This is a genomic window from Bifidobacterium miconis (assembly GCF_019331735.1).
GTDB lineage: Bacteria > Actinomycetota > Actinomycetes > Actinomycetales > Bifidobacteriaceae > Bifidobacterium > Bifidobacterium miconis.
The window spans coordinates 119773-141279 of record NZ_JAHBBH010000001.1; the positions used below are offsets into that span (position 1 = coordinate 119773).

At 64.8% G+C, this 21507-nt stretch carries 17 protein-coding genes and 1 tRNA gene; 12 read left to right on the top strand and 6 right to left on the bottom strand.

Annotated elements, in window-relative coordinates:
- The first annotated feature begins 45 nt into the window (after positions 1 to 45).
- Entirely contained in the window at positions 46 to 642 is a 597-nt protein-coding gene (locus KIH79_RS00495) for a metal-sulfur cluster assembly factor (RefSeq protein ID WP_219057582.1), read from the top strand.
- A 111-nt stretch (positions 643 to 753) separates the two neighbouring features.
- Here the strand turns inward: KIH79_RS00495 and glgC are convergent, their stop codons facing one another.
- The 3 genes from glgC to KIH79_RS00510 form a co-directional block, all read right to left on the bottom strand.
- The gene (gene glgC, locus KIH79_RS00500) at positions 754 to 2001 is read right to left on the bottom strand and encodes a glucose-1-phosphate adenylyltransferase (protein WP_033495550.1); all 1248 of its coding nucleotides are present in this window, start codon (positions 1999 to 2001) and stop codon (positions 754 to 756) included.
- 153 nt (positions 2002 to 2154) lie between these two features.
- Positions 2155 to 3021 (bottom strand): TrmH family RNA methyltransferase, encoded by an 867-nt coding sequence (locus tag KIH79_RS00505; protein WP_219057583.1) that lies wholly within the window; start codon positions 3019 to 3021, stop codon positions 2155 to 2157.
- 73 nt (positions 3022 to 3094) lie between these two features.
- Positions 3095 to 3182: transfer RNA gene (locus tag KIH79_RS00510), tRNA-Leu, on the bottom strand.
- A 118-nt stretch (positions 3183 to 3300) separates the two neighbouring features.
- Here KIH79_RS00510 and KIH79_RS00515 point away from each other — a divergent pair.
- From KIH79_RS00515 to era, 6 genes are all read left to right on the top strand, one after another.
- Positions 3301 to 4095: a 16S rRNA (uracil(1498)-N(3))-methyltransferase gene (locus KIH79_RS00515; protein ID WP_219057584.1), complete on the top strand. Its 795-nt coding sequence runs from the start codon at positions 3301 to 3303 to the stop codon at positions 4093 to 4095.
- A gap of 96 nt (positions 4096 to 4191) precedes the next feature.
- On the top strand, positions 4192 to 4530 hold the full coding sequence (locus tag KIH79_RS00520; protein WP_219057585.1) for a histidine triad nucleotide-binding protein: 339 nt from the start codon (positions 4192 to 4194) through the stop codon (positions 4528 to 4530).
- 101 nt (positions 4531 to 4631) lie between these two features.
- Positions 4632 to 5870, top strand: coding sequence for a PhoH family protein (locus tag KIH79_RS00525; RefSeq protein WP_219057586.1), 1239 nt, complete (start codon positions 4632 to 4634; stop codon positions 5868 to 5870).
- Complete coding sequence (ybeY, locus tag KIH79_RS00530) at positions 5867 to 6412, top strand: rRNA maturation RNase YbeY (RefSeq protein ID WP_219057587.1); 546 nt, start codon at positions 5867 to 5869, stop codon at positions 6410 to 6412. The genes KIH79_RS00525 and ybeY overlap by 4 nt, the downstream gene beginning before the upstream one ends.
- Positions 6413 to 6484: 72 nt before the next feature.
- Entirely contained in the window at positions 6485 to 7924 is a 1440-nt protein-coding gene (locus KIH79_RS00535) for a hemolysin family protein (protein WP_219057588.1), read from the top strand.
- Position 7925: 1 nt separating this feature from the next.
- Positions 7926 to 8957, top strand: a complete 1032-nt coding sequence (gene era, locus KIH79_RS00540) for a GTPase Era (RefSeq protein WP_236023482.1) — start codon at positions 7926 to 7928, stop codon at positions 8955 to 8957.
- Between the two features lie 157 nt (positions 8958 to 9114).
- On the opposite strand, the gene KIH79_RS00545 is transcribed toward era, so the two are convergent.
- Positions 9115 to 11211 carry an AMP-dependent synthetase/ligase gene (locus tag KIH79_RS00545; RefSeq protein WP_236023483.1) on the bottom strand — a complete coding sequence of 699 codons (2097 nt, stop codon included), beginning with the start codon at positions 11209 to 11211 and terminating at the stop codon, positions 9115 to 9117.
- Between the two features lie 190 nt (positions 11212 to 11401).
- On the opposite strand from KIH79_RS00545, the gene KIH79_RS00550 reads away from it, so the two are divergent.
- From KIH79_RS00550 to KIH79_RS00560, 3 genes are read left to right on the top strand one after another with little or no spacing between them, the layout of a single operon-like run.
- Positions 11402 to 12547, top strand: a complete 1146-nt coding sequence (locus KIH79_RS00550) for an NAD(P) transhydrogenase subunit alpha (protein WP_219057590.1) — start codon at positions 11402 to 11404, stop codon at positions 12545 to 12547.
- 19 nt (positions 12548 to 12566) lie between these two features.
- On the top strand, positions 12567 to 12884 hold the full coding sequence (locus tag KIH79_RS00555; protein ID WP_033495470.1) for an NAD(P) transhydrogenase subunit alpha part 2: 318 nt from the start codon (positions 12567 to 12569) through the stop codon (positions 12882 to 12884).
- Positions 12885 to 14336, top strand: a complete 1452-nt coding sequence (locus KIH79_RS00560) for an NAD(P)(+) transhydrogenase (Re/Si-specific) subunit beta (protein WP_219057591.1) — start codon at positions 12885 to 12887, stop codon at positions 14334 to 14336. It abuts the gene before it with no gap.
- Positions 14337 to 14504: 168 nt separating this feature from the next.
- Here the strand turns inward: KIH79_RS00560 and KIH79_RS00565 are convergent, their stop codons facing one another.
- The gene (locus KIH79_RS00565) at positions 14505 to 15512 is read right to left on the bottom strand and encodes an alpha/beta hydrolase (RefSeq protein ID WP_219057592.1); all 1008 of its coding nucleotides are present in this window, start codon (positions 15510 to 15512) and stop codon (positions 14505 to 14507) included.
- A gap of 320 nt (positions 15513 to 15832) precedes the next feature.
- Between KIH79_RS00565 and KIH79_RS00570 the strand changes: the two genes are divergently transcribed.
- The gene (locus tag KIH79_RS00570) at positions 15833 to 16462 is read left to right on the top strand and encodes a 50S ribosomal protein L25/general stress protein Ctc (protein WP_219057593.1); all 630 of its coding nucleotides are present in this window, start codon (positions 15833 to 15835) and stop codon (positions 16460 to 16462) included.
- A gap of 325 nt (positions 16463 to 16787) precedes the next feature.
- Complete coding sequence (locus KIH79_RS00575; protein WP_033495462.1) at positions 16788 to 17915, top strand: branched-chain amino acid aminotransferase; 1128 nt, start codon at positions 16788 to 16790, stop codon at positions 17913 to 17915.
- Between the two features lie 82 nt (positions 17916 to 17997).
- Here KIH79_RS00575 and KIH79_RS00580 read toward each other — a convergent pair whose 3' ends face one another.
- On the bottom strand, positions 17998 to 21507 hold the full coding sequence (locus KIH79_RS00580; RefSeq protein WP_219057594.1) for an AAA family ATPase: 3510 nt from the start codon (positions 21505 to 21507) through the stop codon (positions 17998 to 18000).

The window sequence follows — 21507 nt, forward strand, 5'->3', positions numbered from 1 at the left end:
CGGAGTATATTGAATACGAATGGTCCATACAAGGTCTGGAGAACAATGAGCGACAATCTGGTGCCCGAACCCGAACCGTCGGTGTTCGATGCGGTGAACAAGGTGCTGGGCGACGAGGAGGCCGCGCGTCGCGTGATGGCCAACCCGAATCTGGCCGCGGGCTTCCCGAATGGACGTCCCGCGCCGGTTTCCGATGCGGCGAACGGCGATACCGAAATGTGCGCGTGCGGGCGCCATCCGAAGAGCGAATGCGGCCACGGCGACGAGCACAGCAGCGAGGACGACATTCCGCTCAAGGCCGTCGACGAGATCGGACGCGCCACCGCGGCCGACGTCAAGGAGGCGCTGCATCAGGTCATCGATCCGGAGCTCGGCATCGACGTGATCGATCTGGGCCTGGTGTACGGCATCGAAATCGACGAACTGGGCCGCGCGATCATCACGATGACGCTCACCACGCCGGCCTGCCCGCTCACCGATCTCATCGAGGACGAATGCGCGAGCACGCTGGCCGGTCTGGTCGAGGAGTTCCGCATCGACTGGACGTGGCAGCCGCGCTGGACGATGGACAAGATCACGCCGGAGGGCCGCGAACAGCTCGCCGCGCTCGGCTTCAACTTCGACAATCTGCCCAAGTACTGATCCGCAACGGTGATGCGGCGACGGCGCTTCGCCGCATCATCCGTCCCAGACATGAGCAAGCCCCGACCGCAATGGCCGGGGCTTGCTCATACACGCTGTCCGCGCCGCCGATCAGTCGTCGACGATCGTGCCCTTCGGCACGACGGTGATGCCCTCCGGCGTCACCGTGAAGCCGCGCGCGAGATCATGCTCGGTGTCGATGCCGACGGTCGAGTTCTCGGTGAGCACGACGTTCTTGTCGAGGATTGCCTTGTAGACGCGCGCACGACGATTGATGACCACGCCGTCGAACAGCACGGAGTCGACGACCTGCGCCCACGAGTGGATGCGCACGTTCGGCGACAGCACGGAGTGGTGCACCTCGCCGCCGGAGACGATCACGCCGGGGGAGACGATCGAATCGGTCGCGTGTCCCAGACGGTCGCGGCCGGCGTGCACGAACTTGGCCGGCGGCAGGGTGCCGGAGTTCGTGTAGATCGGCCACGCCTGATTGTACAGGTTGAACTCGGGCACATAGGCGATCAGGTCCATGTGCGCATCGTAGAACTGCTTGATGGTGCCCACGTCGCGCCAGTAGGCGTGATCGGTTTCCGTGGCTCCCGGGATGACGTTCGTGTTGAAGTCGTACACGCCGGCCTCGCCGCGCGCCGCGAAGTACGGGGCGATGTCGCCGCCCATGTCGTGCTTGGTGTCCTCGGCCTTCTCATCCTTGGCAAGCGCGTCGAACAGGGCGTCGGTGTTGGCCACGTAGTTGCCCATCGAGGCGAGGAACGAGCCCGGATCGTCCGGCAGGCCCTCGGTCGTGGCCGGCTTCTCCTGGAATTCGCGGATCTGGTTCGGATGGTCCGGATCCACGCTGATCACGCCGAACTGGTTCGACTGCGCGATCGGCTGACGGATGCCGGCGACCGTGAACTCGGCGCCGGATTCGATGTGCTGCTCGACCATCTGTCCGAAGTCCATGCGGTAGACGTGGTCGGCGCCGACGATCACGACGATGTCGGGCTGCACGTCCTCGATGATGTTGATGGTCTGGTAGATCGCGTCGGCGGAGCCGAGGTACCAGTGCTTGCCGAGGCGCTGCTGCGCCGGGACGGGGGAGACGTAGTTGCCCAGCAGCGAGGAGAAACGCCACATCTGCGAGATGTGACGGTCAAGCGAATGGGACTTGTACTGGGTCAGCACAATGATGTGGCGGTAATCGGAGTTCACCAGATTACTCAGCGGGAAATCGATCAGACGGAACACGCCGCCAAAGGGCACGGCGGGCTTCGCCCGGTCACGGGTCAACGGCATCAGGCGAGTTCCTTCACCGCCGGCTAGGACGATGGAAAGAATCTTTTGCTTGTTTTTCGCCATCTGATGCTCCTCTCTTGGGTCTTAAGCGTCTTGCGACACCGAACTTCTGTGCGTCCCACGCTTCCTCGCATGGCCTGACACACTCAATACTTGCACAAATTCGGCGACACGCAAGGCAGCCGCGCGGGCATGTCGGCAAGTTTCGGTGACTTTTCAGCGAATTCTGGTCGAATAGAAGGCCACGGCGCTGGAAGCGGCCACGTTGAGCGAGTCGACGCCGTGGCTCATGGGGATTTTGACCGTCAGATCGGCATTGGCGATGGTGTGCCGGCTCAGCCCGTCGCCCTCGGTGCCGAAGATGAGCGCGAGCTTGTCGATGTGGTCGGATTCTGCCGGAGCGTTGTTCAGGCGGCGGACCAGTTCGTCGAGGCTGATCGAATCGTCGGTCAGCGCCATCGCGACCGTGGTGAAGCCGAGCCCGTGCAGCTCCTTCAGCCCGTCGAACGGCCAGGCGTGCTTGGATTCCATGCCGATGCGCGTCCACGGGATCTGGAACACGGTGCCCATCGACACGCGGGCGGCTCGGCGGTACAGCGGATCGCCGCAGGAGGGGGTGACCAGCACCGCGTCCACGTCGAGCGCCGCGGCCGAGCGCATGAGCGCGCCGACGTTCGTATGGTCGACGATGTTTTCCATGACGGCCACGCGACGGGCGCCGGCGCACACGTCGGCCACGCTCGGCAGCGGCCAGCGCCGCATCGCCGCGAGCGCGCCGCGGTGCAGGCGGTATCCGGTGAGCTGCCTGAGCTGTTCGGGGGAGGCGACGTAGACGGGCACGTCCGCGCCCCAATGCTCGTCCACGTATGCGAACGTGTCGGCCATGCCGTCGATCCACGGTTCCTCGACCAGCAGCGAGATCGGTTCGCGTCCGGCCGCGAGCGCCCGGTCGATGACCTTCGGCGATTCGGCGATGAACAGGCCCTTGGCCGGTTCGAGACGGTTGCGCAGCTGCATTTCGGTGAGGTTCGTGTAGGCGGCCACGCGTTCGTCGTCGATGGAGTCGATGGTGATGAAGCGCATGAGACGCCCTTTCCGTTCCGTGCAGACTGGCATGAATACAAGAAAACCCCGTGTTTCCACGGGGCTGTTCCGGTGTCCGAGATGGGACTTGAACCCACACGCCTGTATAAAATAGGCACTAGCACCTCAAGCTAGCGCGTCTACCATTCCGCCACCCGGACAAGGTGTTGTTGAAGGCAACGTGTAGATACTTTACCAGTGTTCCCCCATGCGTCAAATCGTGCGGTCGCCGCGGCGTGTCGCAAGGCATGGCGCTGGTTTTGTGTACGCTGGTGAACCATGACGAATCCTCTTTTCCTGCTCAATCCGGCGCAGGACGACGTGCCGGTGAACAGCGACGAACTCAACACCGGCTGGAAGATCACGCTGCCCGCCTCGGTCAGGCGGCACGCCGTTCAGGCCATGCGCCTGTCGGACGGCGACGAACTCGACCTGTCCGACGGTCGGGGGCTGCGCATCCGGGCCGTGTTGTGCGATGCGGCCAATGCGGTGGCCGAGGTGTTGGAGGTTGGCCGGGAGCCGCGGCCGGTCACCCGACTGGCCTTGATCCAGGCGCTGGCGAAAACCGGCCATGACGAGCAGGCCATCGACATGGCCACGCAGATCGGCGTCGACACGGTGATTCCGTGGCAGGCCGACCGGTCGATCGCCAAATGGAAGGCCGGGCGTACGGACAGGAAATGGTCGCAGACGCTCGCGGCCGCGACCGAACAGTCGCGTCGCGCATGGATGCCCGAACTGGCCGATTGCGTGACCAGCCGGCAGATCGTGGCCGACTGCCGCCGCGCGTGCGTGCACGGCGATCTGATGATCGTGCTGCATCAGGACGCGACCGACACGTGGGACGGCATCGAACGCCGCGTGCGTGCGCTGGCCGACCAGTGCCTCGAGGACGGGCGCCCGCGCACCGTCAGCGTGATGGTGGGCCCCGAAGGCGGCATCAGCGACGCGGAAGTCGACATGTTCAAGGACGCGGGCGCGCAGGTGTGCGTGCTCGGATCGAACATCCTGCGCGCCTCCGCGGCCGGTCCGGTGGCCCTGTCCCTGCTGTCGAGGACGCTGGGCCGAATCTGAGGCAAAACCGTGGCGAATGCGGCAAATGACATGCCCGCGCAATAGCATGGAGCCAGCGCACAGCGCGAAAACCTACGGACGCTACGAAGGAGCGACATGAGCGAGCCACAGGACTGCCTGTTCTGCAAGATCATCGCCGGGGAGATCCCCAGCACGAAGGTGTACGAGGACGACACCACCTACGCCTTCAAGGACATCAACCCGAAGGCCAAGGTGCATGTGCTCATCGTGCCGCGCCGGCACTACGCGAACGTCGCCGAGCTGGCCAAGGCCGATCCGGCCGAACTGGCGCACATCGCCGAAGTGGCGCAGTCCATCGCCGACAAGGAATTCCACGGCGCGTACCGGCTGATCTTCAACACGGGCCTCGACGCGGGCCAGACCGTCTTCCACGTCCACGCGCACGTGCTGACCGGCGAAAAGCTGGACGAGTAGCGGCGGCGGGACGCGGCGGGAAGATCGCCGCTCCCCGCCGCGTCGGCGCGCAGTCCGACAAGACCCATACGAAACAACCAACGAGCACACAAGAGGTTTGTTTGGCGACCACAACGCGAACCATCACCATCCCATCAGAACTTGACCCGGTAGCCGTGCTGGGGCCCGTGGACGAGGTCCTCAGGCAAGTCGAACGGGCGTTCCCGGACCTGACCATCATCGTGCGCGGCGACCGCATCGCGATCATGTCGCGGTCCAAGCAGTCCGAACCGCAGGCGGCGCAGGCCGAAGACGTGCTGAACACGATCATCCGCGCCGCATACAGCGCGCCGATGGACGCCGACACCGTCCGCCGCCTGCTCGACCAGCAGGTGCTGCCCAACCACGTGCGGCAGGACTTCCTCGAACGCGGCCGCCAACAGCGCGCGGTCGTCCCGCGTCCGGCCGAAACGGCGGCGCGGAGTATGGACGAGCCGGGGGAGCAGTCGCAGGAACGCCGCAGGCCGCGCGTGCCCGGCGTCATCACCTTCGCGCTCGGCCAGCCGGTCCGGCCCAAAACCGCCGGGCAGATCGCCCTCGTCAACGCCATCGAATCGCACACCATCACGTTCGCCATCGGCCCGGCAGGCACCGGCAAAACGTATCTGGCCGTCGCCAAGGCCGTGCAGGCGTTCCAGGAAAAGCGCATCCGCCGCATCGTCCTGACGCGCCCGGCCGTGGAGGCGGGGGAGAACCTCGGCTTCCTGCCCGGCACGCTCAACGAGAAGGTCGACCCGTACCTGCGCCCGCTCTACGACGCGCTGTCGGACATGCTCGGCTCCGACCAGCTGCGCCGGTACATGGACGACGGCACGATCGAGGTCGCGCCGCTCGCCTACATGCGCGGCCGCACGCTCAACGACGCGTTCGTCATCCTCGACGAGGCGCAGAACACCACCGAGCAGCAGATGAAGATGTTCCTCACGCGACTCGGCTTCAACACGACCATGGTCATCACCGGCGACATCACGCAGGTCGACCTGACCGTGCCGCGATCGGGACTGGCGACCATCGAGCACATCCTCGGTGGCATCGACGACATCGCGTTCGCCCACCTCGAATCCGCCGACGTGGTGCGTCACAAGCTCGTCGGCCAGATCGTCGCCGCATACGAGCGGCATTCGGCCATCGCCGGCGACCACAGCACCAAGGCGCGCCGCGAACACGGCGAAATGAAGCAGTACGGCGCCTACGCGGCCGCCGCCGCGTACGAACGGGCGGGCCGCGCGGAACGCGCCGAACGCGAACGGGACGAACGAGAGACGGCCGCACAGACGGAACGGAAGGAGCACACGCGATGAGCGTCGACGTGACCAACGAAACCCAGTGGACCATCGACCCGAAGGTGTTCTCCGACCTCGGCGTGTGGGTCATGGACCAGATGCGCGTGAGCACGCAGTCCGACCTGACCATCCTGTTCGTCGACCCCGAGCCGATCGCCGAACTGCACGAGCGCTGGATGAACCTCGAAGGACCCACCGACGTGATGAGCTTCCCCATGGACGAGCTGCGCCCCGGCGACGGCAAAACCGTCATGGAAGGCGTGCTCGGCGACATCGTCATCTGCCCGTGGGTCGCCGCCCAGCAGGCTGCCGCCGCGGGCCACGGCACCCTCGAGGAAATGCTGCTGCTCACCATCCACGGCATCCTGCACCTGCTCGGCTACGACCACGTCGGCCCCGAACAGGAACGGCAGATGTTCGGGCTGCAGCGCCAGCTATTGCTCACCTTCATCGCCGTGCGCCACAGCGTCGGGGAGCAGGTCGGACTGCCCGCCGGGGCGCCCGACGCGCTCGCCGCATACGAGGCCGAGCACGGCACCAACCGTCAGCTGGGCCACTGACGGCGGTGTCGGCCCGACCGGCCGACATCGCATCCGGCCCACCCAACCATCAACGATCAACAAAGGAACTTCATGCCATCGGACACGTCGGCCATAGCGCTGACCATCATCCTCGTCCTCGTCGCGGCCCTGCTCGTCTGGCTGTCGCTGACCCTGGCCGCCGCGGAGGGCGCCGTCTCGCGCGTCACGCGGGCCAGCCTCAACAACCTGATCCTCGAAGTGCAGACCGACTCGGAAACCTCCCAGTTCCTGCGCATGAAGAAAATCGGCCGCATCCACAAAGTGCAGCATCTGATCGCCGACCGCTACGCCACGGCCGGATCCTGCGCGTTCTTCCGCATCGCGTGCAACGTGCTCGACGGCGTGCTCGTCGCCTGCATCGCGTCGCTGTTCAGCCTGCCGATGTGGGCCGAACTGCTTGCCGGATTCGTGTTCGCGGTGCTCGTCGCCGTGGTGTCGATCCTCGTCCGCCCGCGTTCCGCCGGGGCGCTCAAGCCGGTCGACATCATGCTCGGCCGGGCCTCGCTCGTCTCGATCGCCGTGGCGCTCACCCCGTTCGCGCGCATCGGCGGACAGCACGACGCCAAGAAGCGCGGCCGCGACGATTCCGACCTGTCCGATGACGAGGAACTTGAGAAGATCCAGCTCGAACAGGGACGTGCCACGATCGACCGTCTGGTCGAGGCGAACGACTTCGACCCCGAGGTCTCGGAGATGCTGCGCAACGTGCTCACGTTGTCCGAAACGCTCACGCGCGAGATCATGGTGCCGCGCACCGACATGATCTGCATCGAGAAAACGGAGACGCTCGAAAGCATGCTCAAGCTGTGCTCGCGTTCCGGCTTCTCCCGTGTGCCGGTGATCGGCGAGGACGTGGACGACCTGATCGGCGTGGCCTACCTCAAGGACGCGGTGCGCGCCACCGCGTTCAACCCGGCCGCAATGGGCCGCGAAGTCGGCTCGATCATCCGCCAGCCTATGCTCGTGCCCGAATCGAAGCCGGTCGACGACCTGTTCCACGAGATGCAGCGCACGCGCCAACATGTCGCCATCGTCGTGGACGAATACGGCGGCATCGCCGGCCTTGTCACCATCGAGGACGCGATCGAGCAGATCGTCGGCGAACTCGAGGACGAGCACGACCGCACGCAGCACGCCGAACCGGAGAAGATCGGCGACAACAAGTGGAGCATGCCCGCACGCACGCCGATCGCCGATCTCGAGGAAATCTTCGAAATCGACATCGACGAGGACGACGTCGACACGGTATACGGCCTGCTCACCAAGCTGATCGGCCGCGTGCCGATCGTCGGCGCGTCCGCCGTGACGCGCGGCCTGCGCCTGACCGCGGTCGATTCGGCCGGCCGGCGCAAGAAGGTGTCGACGATCGTCGTCGAACCCGCGCACGTCGAGGGCGTCGGGGAAGATGGCGGTTCGACCGAAGACAACGAGAAAAGCGGCAAGGCCGACGGCAAGGGCCGTGCGGACCGCGACGAGAACGACAAGGAGTAGCATGAGCGAACACGACGAACAGCAGGCGGAGGGTTCCGGTCCGGCGCATGATGCGGCGCACGATTCCGCGCACGGTCCCGTGCAGGGGGAGCAGCCGTACCGTTCCGGCTTCGTGGCGGTCGTGGGCCGCCCGAACGTGGGCAAGTCCACGCTGATCAACGCGCTGATCGGCAAGCAGATCGCCATCGCGTCGTCCCGCCCGGAAACCACGCGCAAGGCCATCCGCGGCATCCTCACCACCGACCACGCGCAGCTCGTGCTCGTCGACACGCCCGGCATCCACCGTCCGCGCACCCTGCTCGGCCAGCGGCTCAACGACATCGTCGAGGAATCCCTGTCCGACGTGGACGTGGTCGCGTTCCTGCTGCCCGCTGATCAGGAGATCGGCCCCGGCGACCGCCGCATCCTGAGCCGCCTGCGCGCCGACTTCGCGACCAAGCGCGACGACGGCACGTTCAAGTGGAAGGTGCCGCTGATCGCCATCGTCACCAAGATCGACGAACTCAACCGCGAACAGCTCATCGCCAAGCTCATCGAAATCAACGAATTCGCCGACTTCTCGGACATCGTGCCCGTCAGCGCGCTCGAACACGACAATCTCAACGAAGTGAAGAACGTGCTCATCGACCACACGCCCGAAGGCCCGCAGATGTACCCGGACGATCAGGTCAGCGAGGAACGGCCCGAGGAGACGATCGCCGAACTTGTGCGCGGCGCGTTCCTCGAGGAACTGGACGACGAGCTGCCGCATTCGCTCGCCGTGGTCGTCGACTCGATCGAATACCCGGAGGACAACGAGTCCGGTGCCGCATACGACGGCAAGATCCATGTGCTCGTCTCCGTGTACGTGGAGCGCGACTCGCAGAAGCCGATCATCATCGGCAAGGGCGCGGAGCATCTCGTGCGCGTCAAAAAGAAGCTGCGCACGCCCATCAACCGCATCGTCGGCGGCAAGGCCAAGCTCGACCTGCACGTCAAGGTCGCCAAGGGCTGGCAGTCCGATCCTAAGCAGTTGGAGAAACTAGGATTCTAGTTTCTCCAACCGCTTAGGATCGCTTCGCGGCTCGCTATCGCGGCCGCTCACAGTCCACTGGACTGTCCGCTTAGGATCGCTTCGCGGCCGCATGGCCGCAGCCCATACGGAAAAAGGCTCCCGAATTGGGAGCCTTTTTCCGTTGCCGGGCGCGATGCTACTTCTTCTTGGTGTACATCTGCGTGTTGAGCAGGGTGGCATAGCGCTTGATGACCTTCGGGCGGATCACCTTGAGGGAGGCGGTCATCAGACCGTTCTCCTGCGTGAACTCCTCGGGCAGGATGATGAACTTGCGCACGGATTCGGCGCGGGAGACGCCCTCGTTGGCCTGATCGACCCACTTCTGCACCTCGGCGCGGACCGCGGCGTTGCCGGCGGCCTCCTCCATCGGCATGTTGCGGTCGAGACCCTTTGATTCGAGCCACGGGCGCAGCGTCTCCTCGTCCAGCGTGATGAGCGCGGAGATGAACGGGCGCTTGTCGCCGAGCACCAGCGCCTGCGAGACGATCTCGCAACGCTGGATGACCTCCTCGATCGGACCGGGGGCCACGTTCTTGCCGCCAGCCGTAATGATCAGGTCCTTCTTGCGTCCGGTGATGTACAGGAAGCCGTCGTCGTCCAAACGGCCCAGATCGCCGGTCGCATGCCAGCCGTCCGGCGTGAACGCGTTTTCGGTCGCCTCGTCGTTCTTGTGATAGCGGTGGAACACGACCGGACCGCCGACCTGGATCTCGCCATCCTCCGCAATGCGGATCTTGAAGCTCGGGAACGGGATGCCGACCGAACCCTCGTGGAACGGCACGCCCAGCGGGTTGAACGCGCACGGCGCGGTCGTTTCCGTCAGGCCATAGCCCTCGTAGACCGGGATGTTCGCGCCGCGGAAGAAGTTCATGAGCTCTGGGTCGAGTGGGGCACCGCCCGAAACGATCCACTTGGCCCGGCCGCCGAGCGCCTCGCGCAGCGACTGGTAGACGACCGGATCGAACGAGGCGCGGCGCATGGCGGTCAGTGCCTTGGCCTTGCCGAACTCGCTGACCTCCTTCATGTACTGCTGCGCCGCGGTGACGGCCGCCGCGAACACGACGCCCTTCGCGCCGTGGCCAGCCTTCTGCGAGGCCGCGTTGTACACCTTCTCGAGCACGCGCGGCACCACGATCATCACGGTCGGCTTGGCGACCTGCAGGTCGGCGAGCAGCGTCTTGATGCCGGTGGCGATGTACACGCGCATGTTGGAGGCGACGACGATGTAGTTGATCGCGCGTGCGAACGTGTGCGCCTGCGGCAGGAACAGCAGGATGGAGCCGGACTTGTCGTGCTGGAGCAGGTCCGGCATGTAGTCGCGCAGGTTGAACGCGTCCGTGCAGTAGTTCTCGTGCGTCATCTCGACGCCCTTCGGCGCCGACGTGGAACCGGAGGTGTAGATGATCGAGCACAGGTCGGTCTTCTTGAGCGAGGCAATGCGCGCGTCGAGCTCCTCGTCGCTCACCGAAGCGCCGTACGCGGCGATCTCGTCCAGACCGCCCGTCTCGATGCAGATGATGTGCTCGAGCGACGGGCACTCCTCGATCGCGCCGTCCGCCTTGTCGCGCATCGCGGTGTCCTGCACGATGAGCAGGCGCGCGTCGGAATTGTTGACGATGTTGCGGATCTGCTCGGCCGAATCGGTGTCGTAGATCGACGCGAGCACGCCGCCGCACGCCATGATCGCCGCATCGGCGAGATCCCACTCATAGGAGGTGCGGCACATGAACGCGACCGCATCGCCCTTCTTCAGGCCGTAGTGGATGAAGCCCTTGGCGACCCGGCGCACTTCGGCAAGGAACTCGTTGGCCGTCTTGGTGACCCACTCGCCGTTCTCCTTGTACGTGTACAGCGGATCGTCGCCCATGCGGCGGGCGCGGTCCTCGTACACGCTGTAGATCGTCGTATGCTCGTCCAGCGGCGGGTTGCCCTGCGTTTCGGCCGTCAGCAGCCCGGTGGCCGGATCGATGAACGTCGTGGTCGGGTATCCCGGACCCCATTCGTCCGTGTGAGGCAGGTCGCGGGCCTCGGCGTCGGCGACCTCGTCGGGGGAGACGTAGTCCGGGGCGTCGGACGAGTCGTCGCTGACGGGGTGCACGAAGTCGCCCCCCAGTCGCAACGCCTTCTGCACGAGGCTGGCGGCCTGCTTGTTCAATGAGGTGATGACGGACACGAATATCTCCTTGACGTTCTTCACAACCACGGCTGATGGTCTTCTCAAATGTTGAATCATAATCGTTCTTTGCGGGTCCGTCACCTTACGGTAGCGTAGGAATCTGCGTTGCGCCCGCCCGCCGCAGGGATCGCACACGTTTGCAAAAACTCATTCGTCCAATGGAATCTGACGCGCCGAGATTCGCGATGTCCGTTAGACTGGGGCGCGGAGCAAGGAATGCTTCGACATTAGAAAAGGAAGGGCTCTCATGGCTGAAACCCAGGAAGCCACCGTGAAGTTCGGTGTCCTCAACGAGACATCGTCAGACGAATCCCGCGTCGCGCTGACGCCGGACATCGTCACGCGGTTGCGCAAGGCGGGAATAACCTGCCTGATCGAAAGCGGCGCCGGCATTGCCGCTCACTACACCGATGATGATTACGCCAAGGCGGGCGCGCAGGTGCTGTCCGCCGACGAAGTGGTCGCCCAGTCCGACGCGCTCGGATTCGTCGACCGTCCGTCCGCCGCGCTCGTCGCGAAGATCAAGCCCGGCACGTGGGTGATCGGCATGCTCGGCTCGTTCACCGACGCCGACTACGTCGCCGCGCTCGAACAGGCCGGCATCGTCGGCATCGGCATCGAAAAGCTGCCGCGACAGCTCAGCTCCGCGCAGTCCATGGACGAAATGACCTCGCAGAACTCCGTCATGGGATACAAGGCCGCGCTTGTGGCGGCCAACGCGTACGGATCGTTCTTCCCGATGATGACCACGGCCGCCGGCACCATCCGCCCGGCCAAGGTGCTCATCCTCGGCGCCGGCATCGCCGGCCTGCAGGCCATCGGCACGGCCCGCCGGCTCGGCGCGGTCGTCACCGCGTACGACGTGCGCCCGGCCTCGCGCGGCGAAGTCGAATCCCTTGGCGCGAAGTTCCTCGACCTCGGTCTCGACTTCTCCAAGGGACAGGGCGAAGGCGGCTACGCGCGCGCCCTCACCCCGGAGGAGCAGGCCGCCCAGCAGGCCGCCGTCGACGAGAAGGCCGCCGGATTCGACGTCATCATCACCACCGCCAAGGTTCCCGGCCGCAAGCCCCCGGTGCTGCTCACCAAGGCCGGCGTGGACGGCCTCAAGCGCGGCGCGGTGATCGTCGACTGCGCGGCCAGCGACCTCGGCGGCAACGTCGAAGGCTCCACGGTCGGCACGACCGTGACCGACGGCGGCGTGACCGTCATCGGCGCGCCGTATCTGGCCAGCGAGGTCTCCAACACGGCATCCAACCTGCTCGCGCGCAACGTCGCCGACGTGCTCGCGCATTTCGTGCGCGGCGGCAAGCTGTCCATCGACCTGAACGAGGAACTCGACGACGCGCTCGTCGTGGCCGGACGCCCGGCGGCAGCCGCGCCGGCCGAGGCATAGGCAAGAAAGGGGAACCATCATGGATATCGTCGTTGCGATCACCCTGTTCGTCCTGGCGCTGCTTATCGGCGTCGAAGTCATCGGCAAGGTGCCCGCCACCCTGCACACGCCGCTCATGTCCGGCGCGAACTCCATCCACGGCATCGTCATCGTCGGCGTGGTCATCGTCGCCGCGCACGCCACCAGCCCGCTCGCATGGGTGTTCATCTTCCTGGCCGCCGTGCTGGGCACGATGAACGTCGTCGGCGGCTACGTGGTCACCGACCGCATGCTCGAGATGTTCAAGTCCGACAAGTCGAAGAAGAAGGATTCCGAGAAGAACGAGGAGGCCAAGTAAATGGGTACGCTGGCTGAAACGCTGGGCACGCCGCTTGGCGTCGTCGAATGGTTCGTCTACCTGCTGGCCGCGGTCATGTTCGTGATCGGCCTGCACCTGATGAACTCTCCCAAAACCGCCCGTCGCGGCAACATGATCTCCGCCGCCGGCATGATCATGGCCTGCGTCATGGCGTTCATCGTGCTGTTCGTCGGCGAGATCGGCAACGGTTTCCAGCACGGCGTCGCCGTCGCGCTGCTCATCGCCGGCATCGCGATCGGCGCGATCGTGGGCGTGTGGAGCGCCAGACAAGTCAAGATGACCGACATGCCGCAGCTCGTGTCCGTGTTCAACACGGTCGGCGGCGGCGCGGCCGCGCTCGTCGCGCTCAACGACATCCTCAACTCCGAGGAGGCAGCCGGCCCCGGCATCGTCGTGCTCATCACCGCGGGCCTGGGCATCATGATCGGTTCGGTCACGTTCACCGGCTCGCTCGTCGCCGCAGGCAAGCTGCAGGGCGTCAAGTTCCTGAAGAAGCTCACCCTGCCGGCCAAGGGCGTGTGGAACATCGCGTTCATCGTGCTCACCGTGCTCGCGTTCGTCATGCTGTGCGTGCAGCCGTCCAATGCGGTGCTCTGGTGCATCCTGACCACCGTGTTCGCCCTGTGCTACGGCCTCGTGTTCGTCATCCCGATCGGCGGCGCCGACATGCCGGTCGTCATCTCCGTGCTCAACGCGTGCACCGGCACCGCAGTCGCCATGAGCGGCCTCGCGATCAACAACATCGCGCTGATCGTCGCGGGCGCCCTGGTCGGCGCGGCCGGCGTGACCCTGTCGCTCGCCATGAGCAAGGCCATGAACCGTCCGCTCATGAGCGTGCTTGCCGGCGGATTCGGCGGCGGCTCCGACGCGGCCGGTTCGGCCGAAGGCCCCGAGGGCACCATGAAGGAGACCACCGCCGACGACGTGGCCGTCCAGCTCGTCTACGCCGACAAGGTCATCTTCGTGCCCGGCTTCGGCCTGGCGCAGGCGCAGGCGCAGCGCGAGCTCGCCGACCTGGGCGAACTGCTCAAGGGCCACGGCGTCGAGGTCGAATACGCGATCCACCCGGTCGCCGGCCGCATGCCCGGCCACATGAACGTGCTGCTCGCCGAGGCCAACGTGCCCTATGAGGAGCTCGTCGACCTCGACGACATCAACCCGCAGTTCCCGACCGCGAACGTCGCGCTCGTCGTCGGCGCGAACGACGTGACCAACCCGGCCGCACGGCGACCCGGCACCCCGGTTTCCGGCATGCCGATCCTCGACGTCGACAAGGCGCAGAATGTCGTCGTCATGAAGCGCGGCCGCGGCAAGGGCTACGCCGGCATCGAAAACGAGCTGTACTTCAAGGACAACACGCAGATGCTGTTCGGCGACGCAAAGGCGGGACTGCAAGCGGTTATCGCCGCCGTCAAGGAGCTCATCGCGTAATGGAGCGTGCTGCGTTGCTCGACACTCGACGTACCTTCGTACGCCTTCGTGCCGTGCGCCTTGCCGACGCACGCATTACGCAATGAGCTCGCATTCATCCACGTAGCGTAATCTCGCAAGAAAGGGCGGCTTCCTCTCGAACCAACGAGGGAAGCCGCCCTTGTCGTTTTACAGTCCGAACACGCCGCGGACGAAGCCGGTGACCTTGCGCCAGTAAACGTCCGGCGCGGTGCTGGCGCTCATTGTGTGGCCCGCGCCGGGCACGAGCAGCTTCTCGCGATGGATGCTCGCGCAGGCGGCGTAGTTGCGATTGAGAGAAGCGGGGGAGACGAAGTCGTCCGCGCCTCCGTGAACGAACAGCATCGGGATCGTGGCGTGACGCAGCGCCCCCGTGCATGACGCGTCCTCGAACCGATAGCCGGCGTGCCGACGGCACACACGGCTCGCGAGCCCGACCATCAGCGACGCCAGGGGCCGGGGCAGACGGAACATCGTCATCGCCGTATCGGTGAACTGGCGAACCGTCGACGAATAGCCGCAGTCGCAGACCGCGGCGACCACGTTGCGCGGCAGGCGGGCATCGCCGGCCGTCATCATCACCGTCGCCGCGCCCATCGAATTGCCGTGCAGCAGCAAGCGTGCCCGAGCATCGGCCTTCACGATCAGATCGATCCAATCCAGCAGATCGAAGTGCTCCAGCCAACCCATGCCGATATAGCGCCCCTCGCTCAGCTCGTGCGCGCGCAACGCCGGCACCAGCACCGTGAACCCGAGCTTCGCGTAATGATGCGCCCATTTCGCCATCTCTCGCGGTTCGCCGGTATAGCCGTGGCAGCAGACCGCATACATGTGGGGCGTCGGCGACGCGCAATCCGGGTCGAGCAGCCATCCGTGCAGCAGCAGTCCGTCACGGCTGCGCAGCGTGACCGGCTGCTTTGCCTCGTCGAACCACGCTTCCGACCGCGCGATGTCGTCGGCGTCACGCACGGGAGACTGATCGTCGCCGTAGCCGCTGCCGGATTCGGGCTGACGGTTCGGAATCGACCACGGTTTCTTCGTATCGAGCGCGAAACGGAACAGCACGTGCGCGGCGACGATCGTCGAGCCGACGGCGATTCCGGCCGCCGCAGCGGACGCCCCCAGCGCAATCATCGTGGTTTTGGTGGTCTGCCTCATCGCATCCTCGATTCCATATGCGGACCAAACGGGTCCCATTCTTCTTGCGCGTGGCGGTTTTCGCTCGCTGGACGCTGCGCCAGCGAGCGAAAACCGCCATAACGCGACTGCTGCACTCCATTGTAGGCCCGTCATGTCTAGCATGTCCGCCACCCGTGTATACTAAATTGCTGTTGCTTTGGCGAGGGAAGGCGCAGCTCGTAAGAGTCCCGTTCTTCCGTAATCGACTCGGCGTATGGCTCACCTCCTTGGTGCGTTCTGCGACGCGTCGTGGCGTCAAACAGACAGAACGACAAGTAACACAACCAAGGAGACCAATTATGGCTACCACCATCAAGCTTGAGGGCGAAGTCCGCGACGAGTTCGGCAAGGGCGCTGCCCGCCGCATGCGCGTCGCCAAGCAGATCCCGGCCACCATCTACGCCGGCGGCGAGACCCCGGCGTTCGTCAAGCTCCCGATGAAGGAGACCACCCTGTCCCTGCGTCACACCAACGCGCTGTTCTCCATCGCGTTCGGTGGCGAGACCAAGCTGGCCGTCGTCAAGGACGTGCAGCGCAACCCCGTCAAGCGCATCGTCGAGCACATCGACTTCTACGAGGTCAAGGCCGGCGAGAAGATCGACGTCGAGGTCCCGGTGTTCGTTGAGGGCACCCCGAAGGGCGTTGCCGTCGCGTTCGTCGACGTGCAGGAGCTCAAGGTTCGCGCCGACGTCGCCAACCTGCCGGAGAAGATCGTCGTGAACGTCGACGGCCTGACCGACGGCACCAAGGTCCTGCTCAAGGACGTCGTCCTGCCGGAGGGCGTCGAGCTCGACATGGATGACCTCGAGGAGTCCGTCGTCACCGTCGAGGTGCCGGAGGATGCCACCGAGTCCACCGCCGCCCCGGAGGCCGCCGCCGATGCCGCTCCGGCTGACGCCGCTGCCGCTCCGGCCGCCGACGCCAAGTGATCTTCCCGATCATTCGCCGGTCCATTGATCGGCTGATTGGCTGATCGACGGATCGCGTCGAACTGATCATGGGAAAGCCCGTACAGGCCAACTTGTACGGGCTTTTTCCGTATGAGGGAGGGGTGCGTCGTCCGCCGACTGCCCCGCCGTTTGCCTCCATTCATAATGTGAAACTCTCGCACACGCCGAAGCCGGTGTGTGAGAAAGTAAACACCAGAAGTTGGCGCCACAAGCGCCGACTGCACCTATCGGCACATGCCGGCCGCGGTTCACGCAGCACAACGACGATCACGGCGGGCATCTGTACACACAAAAGAAGTTAGCAATGACTGAACAATCTCATCACGATCCCGCGGCGCTTGACAAGCTCACCGAGCCGTTCACCGTCCTGCCGAACGACAATCCGGCCTCCGACGCGAAGCGCAACGAACTCATCGACAAGCCGGCCTTCGGCCAGGTCTTCTCCGACAACATGGCCCACATGACGTGGACCAAGGGCGAGGGCTGGGGTGACCGCCGCATCGAGCCGTACGCGCCGCTCAAGATGGACCCGGGCGCTTCCGTGCTGCACTATGCGCAGGAGTGCTTCGAGGGCCTCAAGGCGTACCGTCACGCCGACGGCTCCACGTGGCTGTTCCGTCCGGACGCGAACGCCGAGCGTTTCCAGAACTCTGCCAAGCGCCTGTACCTGCCGGAGCTGCCGATTGACGACTTCATCGGCTCCGTGGCGGCGCTCGTCAAGCGTGATGTGAACTGGGTTCCGTCCCGCCGCGAGTACACGCTGTACATGCGTCCGTTCATGTTCGCCTCCGAGCCGTTCCTCGGCGTGCGCGCCCCGCAGGAGGTCGACTACTGCGTGATCGCCTCCCCGTCTGGCCCGTACTTCCCGGGCGGTGTCAAGCCGGTGAGCATCTGGGTGGAAGACAAGTGGTTCCGCACCGGCCCCGGCGGCACCGGCTTCGCCAAGTGCGGCGGCAACTACGCCGCCTCCCTGCTCGGCGAGTACACGGGCATCGCCAACGGCTGCGAGCAGGTGTGCTTCGTGGACGCGGCCACCAAGACCTATCTTGAGGAGCTTGGCGGCATGAACATGATGGTCGTGCACAAGGACGGCCACGTCGAGACCCCGTCGCTGACCGGCAACATCCTGCCGGGCGTCACCCGCCGCTCGCTGATCCAGCTGCTGCAGGACGACGGCCACGACGTTGTCGAGACCATGATTGCGCTCGACCAGCTGCTCGAGGACATCAAGTCCGGCGAGGTCACCGAGGTGTTCGCCTGCGGTACCGCCGCCATCATCACTCCGATCGGCCGCTTCAAGTCCGAGAAGTTCGACGTGACCGTCGCCGACGGCGGCTCCGGCGAGCTGACCGTGGCGCTGCGCAACCAGCTGCTCGGCATCCAGCTCGGCGAGATCGAGGATCCGCACAACTGGATGTGGAAAGTGTGCTGATAATCATTCTTATTAACGGATGATTGGAAAGCCCTTGCAAACGCCCAATGTTTGCAAGGGCTTTTTCGATATCGTACGTGTATCAGGCGATGACGTCGAGGCGGCTTTCGCCGTCGGGCGTGACGCGGCTGACGGAGATGCGCTCGGCGATCTGGTCTTTGAGCCAGTCGACGTGCGAAATGATGCCGATGTCCCTGTTGCGGGAGATGCGGCGCAGCATGTCCACCACGTCGTTCAGATACTCGCCGGACAGCGTGCCGAACCCCTCGTCCACGAACAGCGTATCCATCGCCACGCCGCCGTTCTCCGCTTGGATGATGTCGGCGAGCGCCAGAGCGAGCGCCAGCGATACGAAGAACGTTTCACCGCCGGACAGGGTGACGGGGTTGCGTTCCTGTTCGGTGCGCCGGTCGAACACGGTGATGGCCAGTCCGAGTTTCTTGTTGCGGCCGGCGGAGGCGTCGGCATTGTCATCGAGCCGTAGTTCGTAGATGCCGCCTTGGATGTCGGCCAGCAGTTCGTTCGCCCGGTCGAGCACGTCGCGGAACCGCGCGGTGACGGCGTAGGTGATCAGGGACATTTTTCGCTTGGCCATCGATGCGGAGTTCGTTTCGGCGTTCGTCAGTGCGGACATGGATTGCAGCGGCTCGAACCGTTCCCTGAGTTTTTGCCACGCGTCGGCATGGCCGTCGAGGTCGTGCAGTGCGCGCTCCCAGCCGTCCCCGAGCGTGCGGATGCTGCCGTATTCGGTGTTGGCCGTGTTCAGCCGGTCGTTGGCCTGCTGCCGTGCGATGCGGAACGCTTCGATGTCGAGTGCGGCGATGGCGTCGCCCAATGCGGTGAGTGTGCCGTTGTCGCGGACGGATACCGGTTCGGCGGCAGACGCATCGCGATTGGAGTCGTTCGCGTCATGCGCGCGCGCGGCTCGGTCGGTTTCGTCCAGCGTGGATGACGGATCGGGCAGTTGCAATACCGAACGCATGTTGCCGCTCAATTCGGAAACAAGGGATTGCAGCGTGGCGCGGGAGCGGTTGAGATTGGCCCGGGCCGCCGTCACCTGATTCTGATACCGGTCGATCCGTTCGTGCAGTTCGGCCGCGACGTCGTCTGCCAAACAGGCCTGCTGCGCATCCTCCGCGGAGTCGAATCGGCTGCCGTGCACCAAATCGGTTAATGTGCGTTCCGTCTCGCCGAGAGCGTATGCAAGGGCGTCCACTTGGGTTTGTTGCTCGATGCGACGCTTGTCCAGCGCGTCGTATTCGTCGATGCGACGCTGCAGTTGCTCGGCATGTTTGCCCTGTGCTTCGGCTTCGGCAAGCTTGTGCTGCGCCAGTTCGCGATCCTGCCGCACCGAAGCCGTCGTATAGCCTTCGGCGCGCCGGCGATCGGCTTCCATGCGCTCGCGGGCGGCGCGTTCATCCGTTTCGGCGCCGGTCTGCTGTTTTTCCGCGGCTGTCACGGCTTCGATGGCCGCATTAACCGCTTTCTTACTGCGCATCAGTTCCTCGCGCCGCCTGCGCACGTCGTCCAAGTCGACGATCCGCTGTTGCAGTTCATCGATGCGCTGTCGGGCTTCCTCGACGGAAAGCGATTCGGCCTGCTGCCGCTCGGATTCCAACATGCCGTTCGACTGCTGCAGTTGGACATACGCGTCTTGAGTGTGCTTGCGGGCGTGCTCGAACCGTTCCTTGAGCGATTCCAGTTCGCGGCTGCTGTGTTCGTCGTCCGGCTTGACGGCGAGTTTCGGATGATGCTCGCTGCCGCACACCGGACATGCTTCGCCCTCGACCAGACCTTCGGCGTACTGCGCTGCGCCGGAATCCCTGACCGACTGTTCCACCAGCTGCACGGTGCGCTCGGCGTCATGTTCGGCTTGCCGGGCTTCGTCAAGCTGCCGCTGTTGCGCAGGGATCAGAACCGTCAGCTGTTCGGCGCGCTGAGCGTGCTGCAGCAGTTCCTCGCCGCGCGCGAGCTGGTCGCGAAGCCCCTGCTCTCCGCCAAGACGCTGATCCGTGTTCTGGATTTCTTCGTCCAGTGATTCCGGCGACTGCATATGCTCCAGCGCGGTTCGTCGTTCCTGTACTTCGGCCCGCGCCTTGTCCAGCGCGTTGAGAGCCTGAGCATGACGTTGCCGCGACTGTTCGGCCTCGGCAATGAGACGTTCATGCGTGTCGGCCTGTTCCAGGTCCTTGCGTGCGGCCTCCGTGCCGGCGGCGGCTTTGACCGCCTGTTCACGTTCGTCCGCCATCGACTGGCGGGCGGGATAGGCGTGAAGCTCGTCCGTTGTGGCGCTGAGCTGTCGTTTGCGCTGCTCGAGTTCGCCGAGCTGCTTGGCTCGCTCACGTTGCTGCGCGACGATGGGCTTGGCCTCGTCGCTGCGATCAAGCGATCGTCGGTCGGCTTCGACGCTGTCATGCTGGCTGTTGAGATTCAGCAGCGCATGAAGATCGGATGCCTCCCGATCCGCACGTTCGCGCAGACTCTCGACGGTTTGGCTGAGCAGCTGAGCATGTTCGGCGGCGCGTTCGGCTTCTTCCACCGCGCGTTTGCCGTCCGTTAGGCGTTGGGCGAGCATCGCGCTCACCCTGCCGGTCGTCTCGTCGATAATGGCGCGAATCTGCTCCGGCGAATGCAGCGGAACGTTGATCGTTCCGGCATCGGTCAGGCCCCACGGTGCATTGTCGGAAACCAGGGCACCCGTCTCATTCGTCTCGCGCATGTTGTCCGCATCGTCATACGTGCGGGCTCTGTCAGTCGCGGTGACGTCGGCTGTACCGTTGACGCCACTGTCATCAGATGATCCGTCGGATGATGCGTCGCCGTTCGGTTGCGCGATGCTCCCGATCTGGCGCGCGACGCTGCGAGCGTGCATGATGCTGGAGACCAGCGCCGTGTCCCTGTTCGCGACATCCTTGCGCATGGCATTGCACCGGTCCTTGAGCTCGTCCTGAATCCGCTGGTAGACTTCAGCGCCAAGCAGATCCTTGATGAGATTGGTGCGGTCCTCGGGATTCATGCGCAGAAAGGCGGAGAACTGGCCCTGCGCCAGCATGATGGTTCTGCCGAACTGCCTGCGATCAAGGCCGATGATGCGCGTGATCTCCTCTCCCGCCTCCTTTTCCCGGGTGGTGATTTCCTTGCGATGATCGGCCGCTTCGGCATAGTCGAAATACCGTTGCGGATCGTTGGCGGCGGTCTCCACCAGCCCGGCAATGCCCGTATCGACGCGCATCAAACTGACCTTGGAGGCATGGTTCGTGAACCCCTTGCCGTTGGACTTCGGCTGTTCGTATGCCGGGGAACGGCGGACCTCATAGTATTCATCGCCGGACGCGAACATCAGATCGACATAGGTTTCCGTACGGTCGTTCATCAGGAACCGGGAACGGAAGCGCTGCTTGGATTCGCCGTCCTCGCCGTTCGACGTCGCACCGTACAGGGCAAAGGTCAGGCAGTCCAGAATCGTGGTTTTGCCCGCACCCGTCTCGCCGTCGATCAGAAACATGTGCGAACTGGTCAACGCGGCGAAATCAATCGCAAATTCCCCCTTGTACGGGCCCACTCCCTGAAACTTCATGGCAATCAGCTTCAT

Bases quoted from the DNA above. Each gene is read 5' to 3' on its own strand.
- KIH79_RS00495 (WP_219057582.1), top strand. From the start codon at position 46: ATGAGCGACAATCTGGTGCCCGAACCCGAACCGTCGGTGTTCGATGCG.
- glgC (WP_033495550.1), bottom strand. From the start codon at position 2,001: ATGGCGAAAAACAAGCAAAAGATTCTTTCCATCGTCCTAGCCGGCGGT.
- KIH79_RS00505 (WP_219057583.1), bottom strand. From the start codon at position 3,021: ATGCGCTTCATCACCATCGACTCCATCGACGACGAACGCGTGGCCGCC.
- KIH79_RS00515 (WP_219057584.1), top strand. From the start codon at position 3,301: ATGACGAATCCTCTTTTCCTGCTCAATCCGGCGCAGGACGACGTGCCG.
- KIH79_RS00520 (WP_219057585.1), top strand. From the start codon at position 4,192: ATGAGCGAGCCACAGGACTGCCTGTTCTGCAAGATCATCGCCGGGGAG.
- ybeY (WP_219057587.1), top strand. From the start codon at position 5,867: ATGAGCGTCGACGTGACCAACGAAACCCAGTGGACCATCGACCCGAAG.
- KIH79_RS00535 (WP_219057588.1), top strand. From the start codon at position 6,485: ATGCCATCGGACACGTCGGCCATAGCGCTGACCATCATCCTCGTCCTC.
- era (WP_236023482.1), top strand. From the start codon at position 7,926: ATGAGCGAACACGACGAACAGCAGGCGGAGGGTTCCGGTCCGGCGCAT.
- KIH79_RS00545 (WP_236023483.1), bottom strand. From the start codon at position 11,211: ATGATTCAACATTTGAGAAGACCATCAGCCGTGGTTGTGAAGAACGTC.
- KIH79_RS00550 (WP_219057590.1), top strand. From the start codon at position 11,402: ATGGCTGAAACCCAGGAAGCCACCGTGAAGTTCGGTGTCCTCAACGAG.
- KIH79_RS00555 (WP_033495470.1), top strand. From the start codon at position 12,567: ATGGATATCGTCGTTGCGATCACCCTGTTCGTCCTGGCGCTGCTTATC.
- KIH79_RS00560 (WP_219057591.1), top strand. From the start codon at position 12,885: ATGGGTACGCTGGCTGAAACGCTGGGCACGCCGCTTGGCGTCGTCGAA.
- KIH79_RS00565 (WP_219057592.1), bottom strand. From the start codon at position 15,512: ATGAGGCAGACCACCAAAACCACGATGATTGCGCTGGGGGCGTCCGCT.
- KIH79_RS00570 (WP_219057593.1), top strand. From the start codon at position 15,833: ATGGCTACCACCATCAAGCTTGAGGGCGAAGTCCGCGACGAGTTCGGC.
- KIH79_RS00575 (WP_033495462.1), top strand. From the start codon at position 16,788: ATGACTGAACAATCTCATCACGATCCCGCGGCGCTTGACAAGCTCACC.
- KIH79_RS00580 (WP_219057594.1), bottom strand. From the start codon at position 21,507: ATGAAGCTGATTGCCATGAAGTTTCAGGGAGTGGGCCCGTACAAGGGG.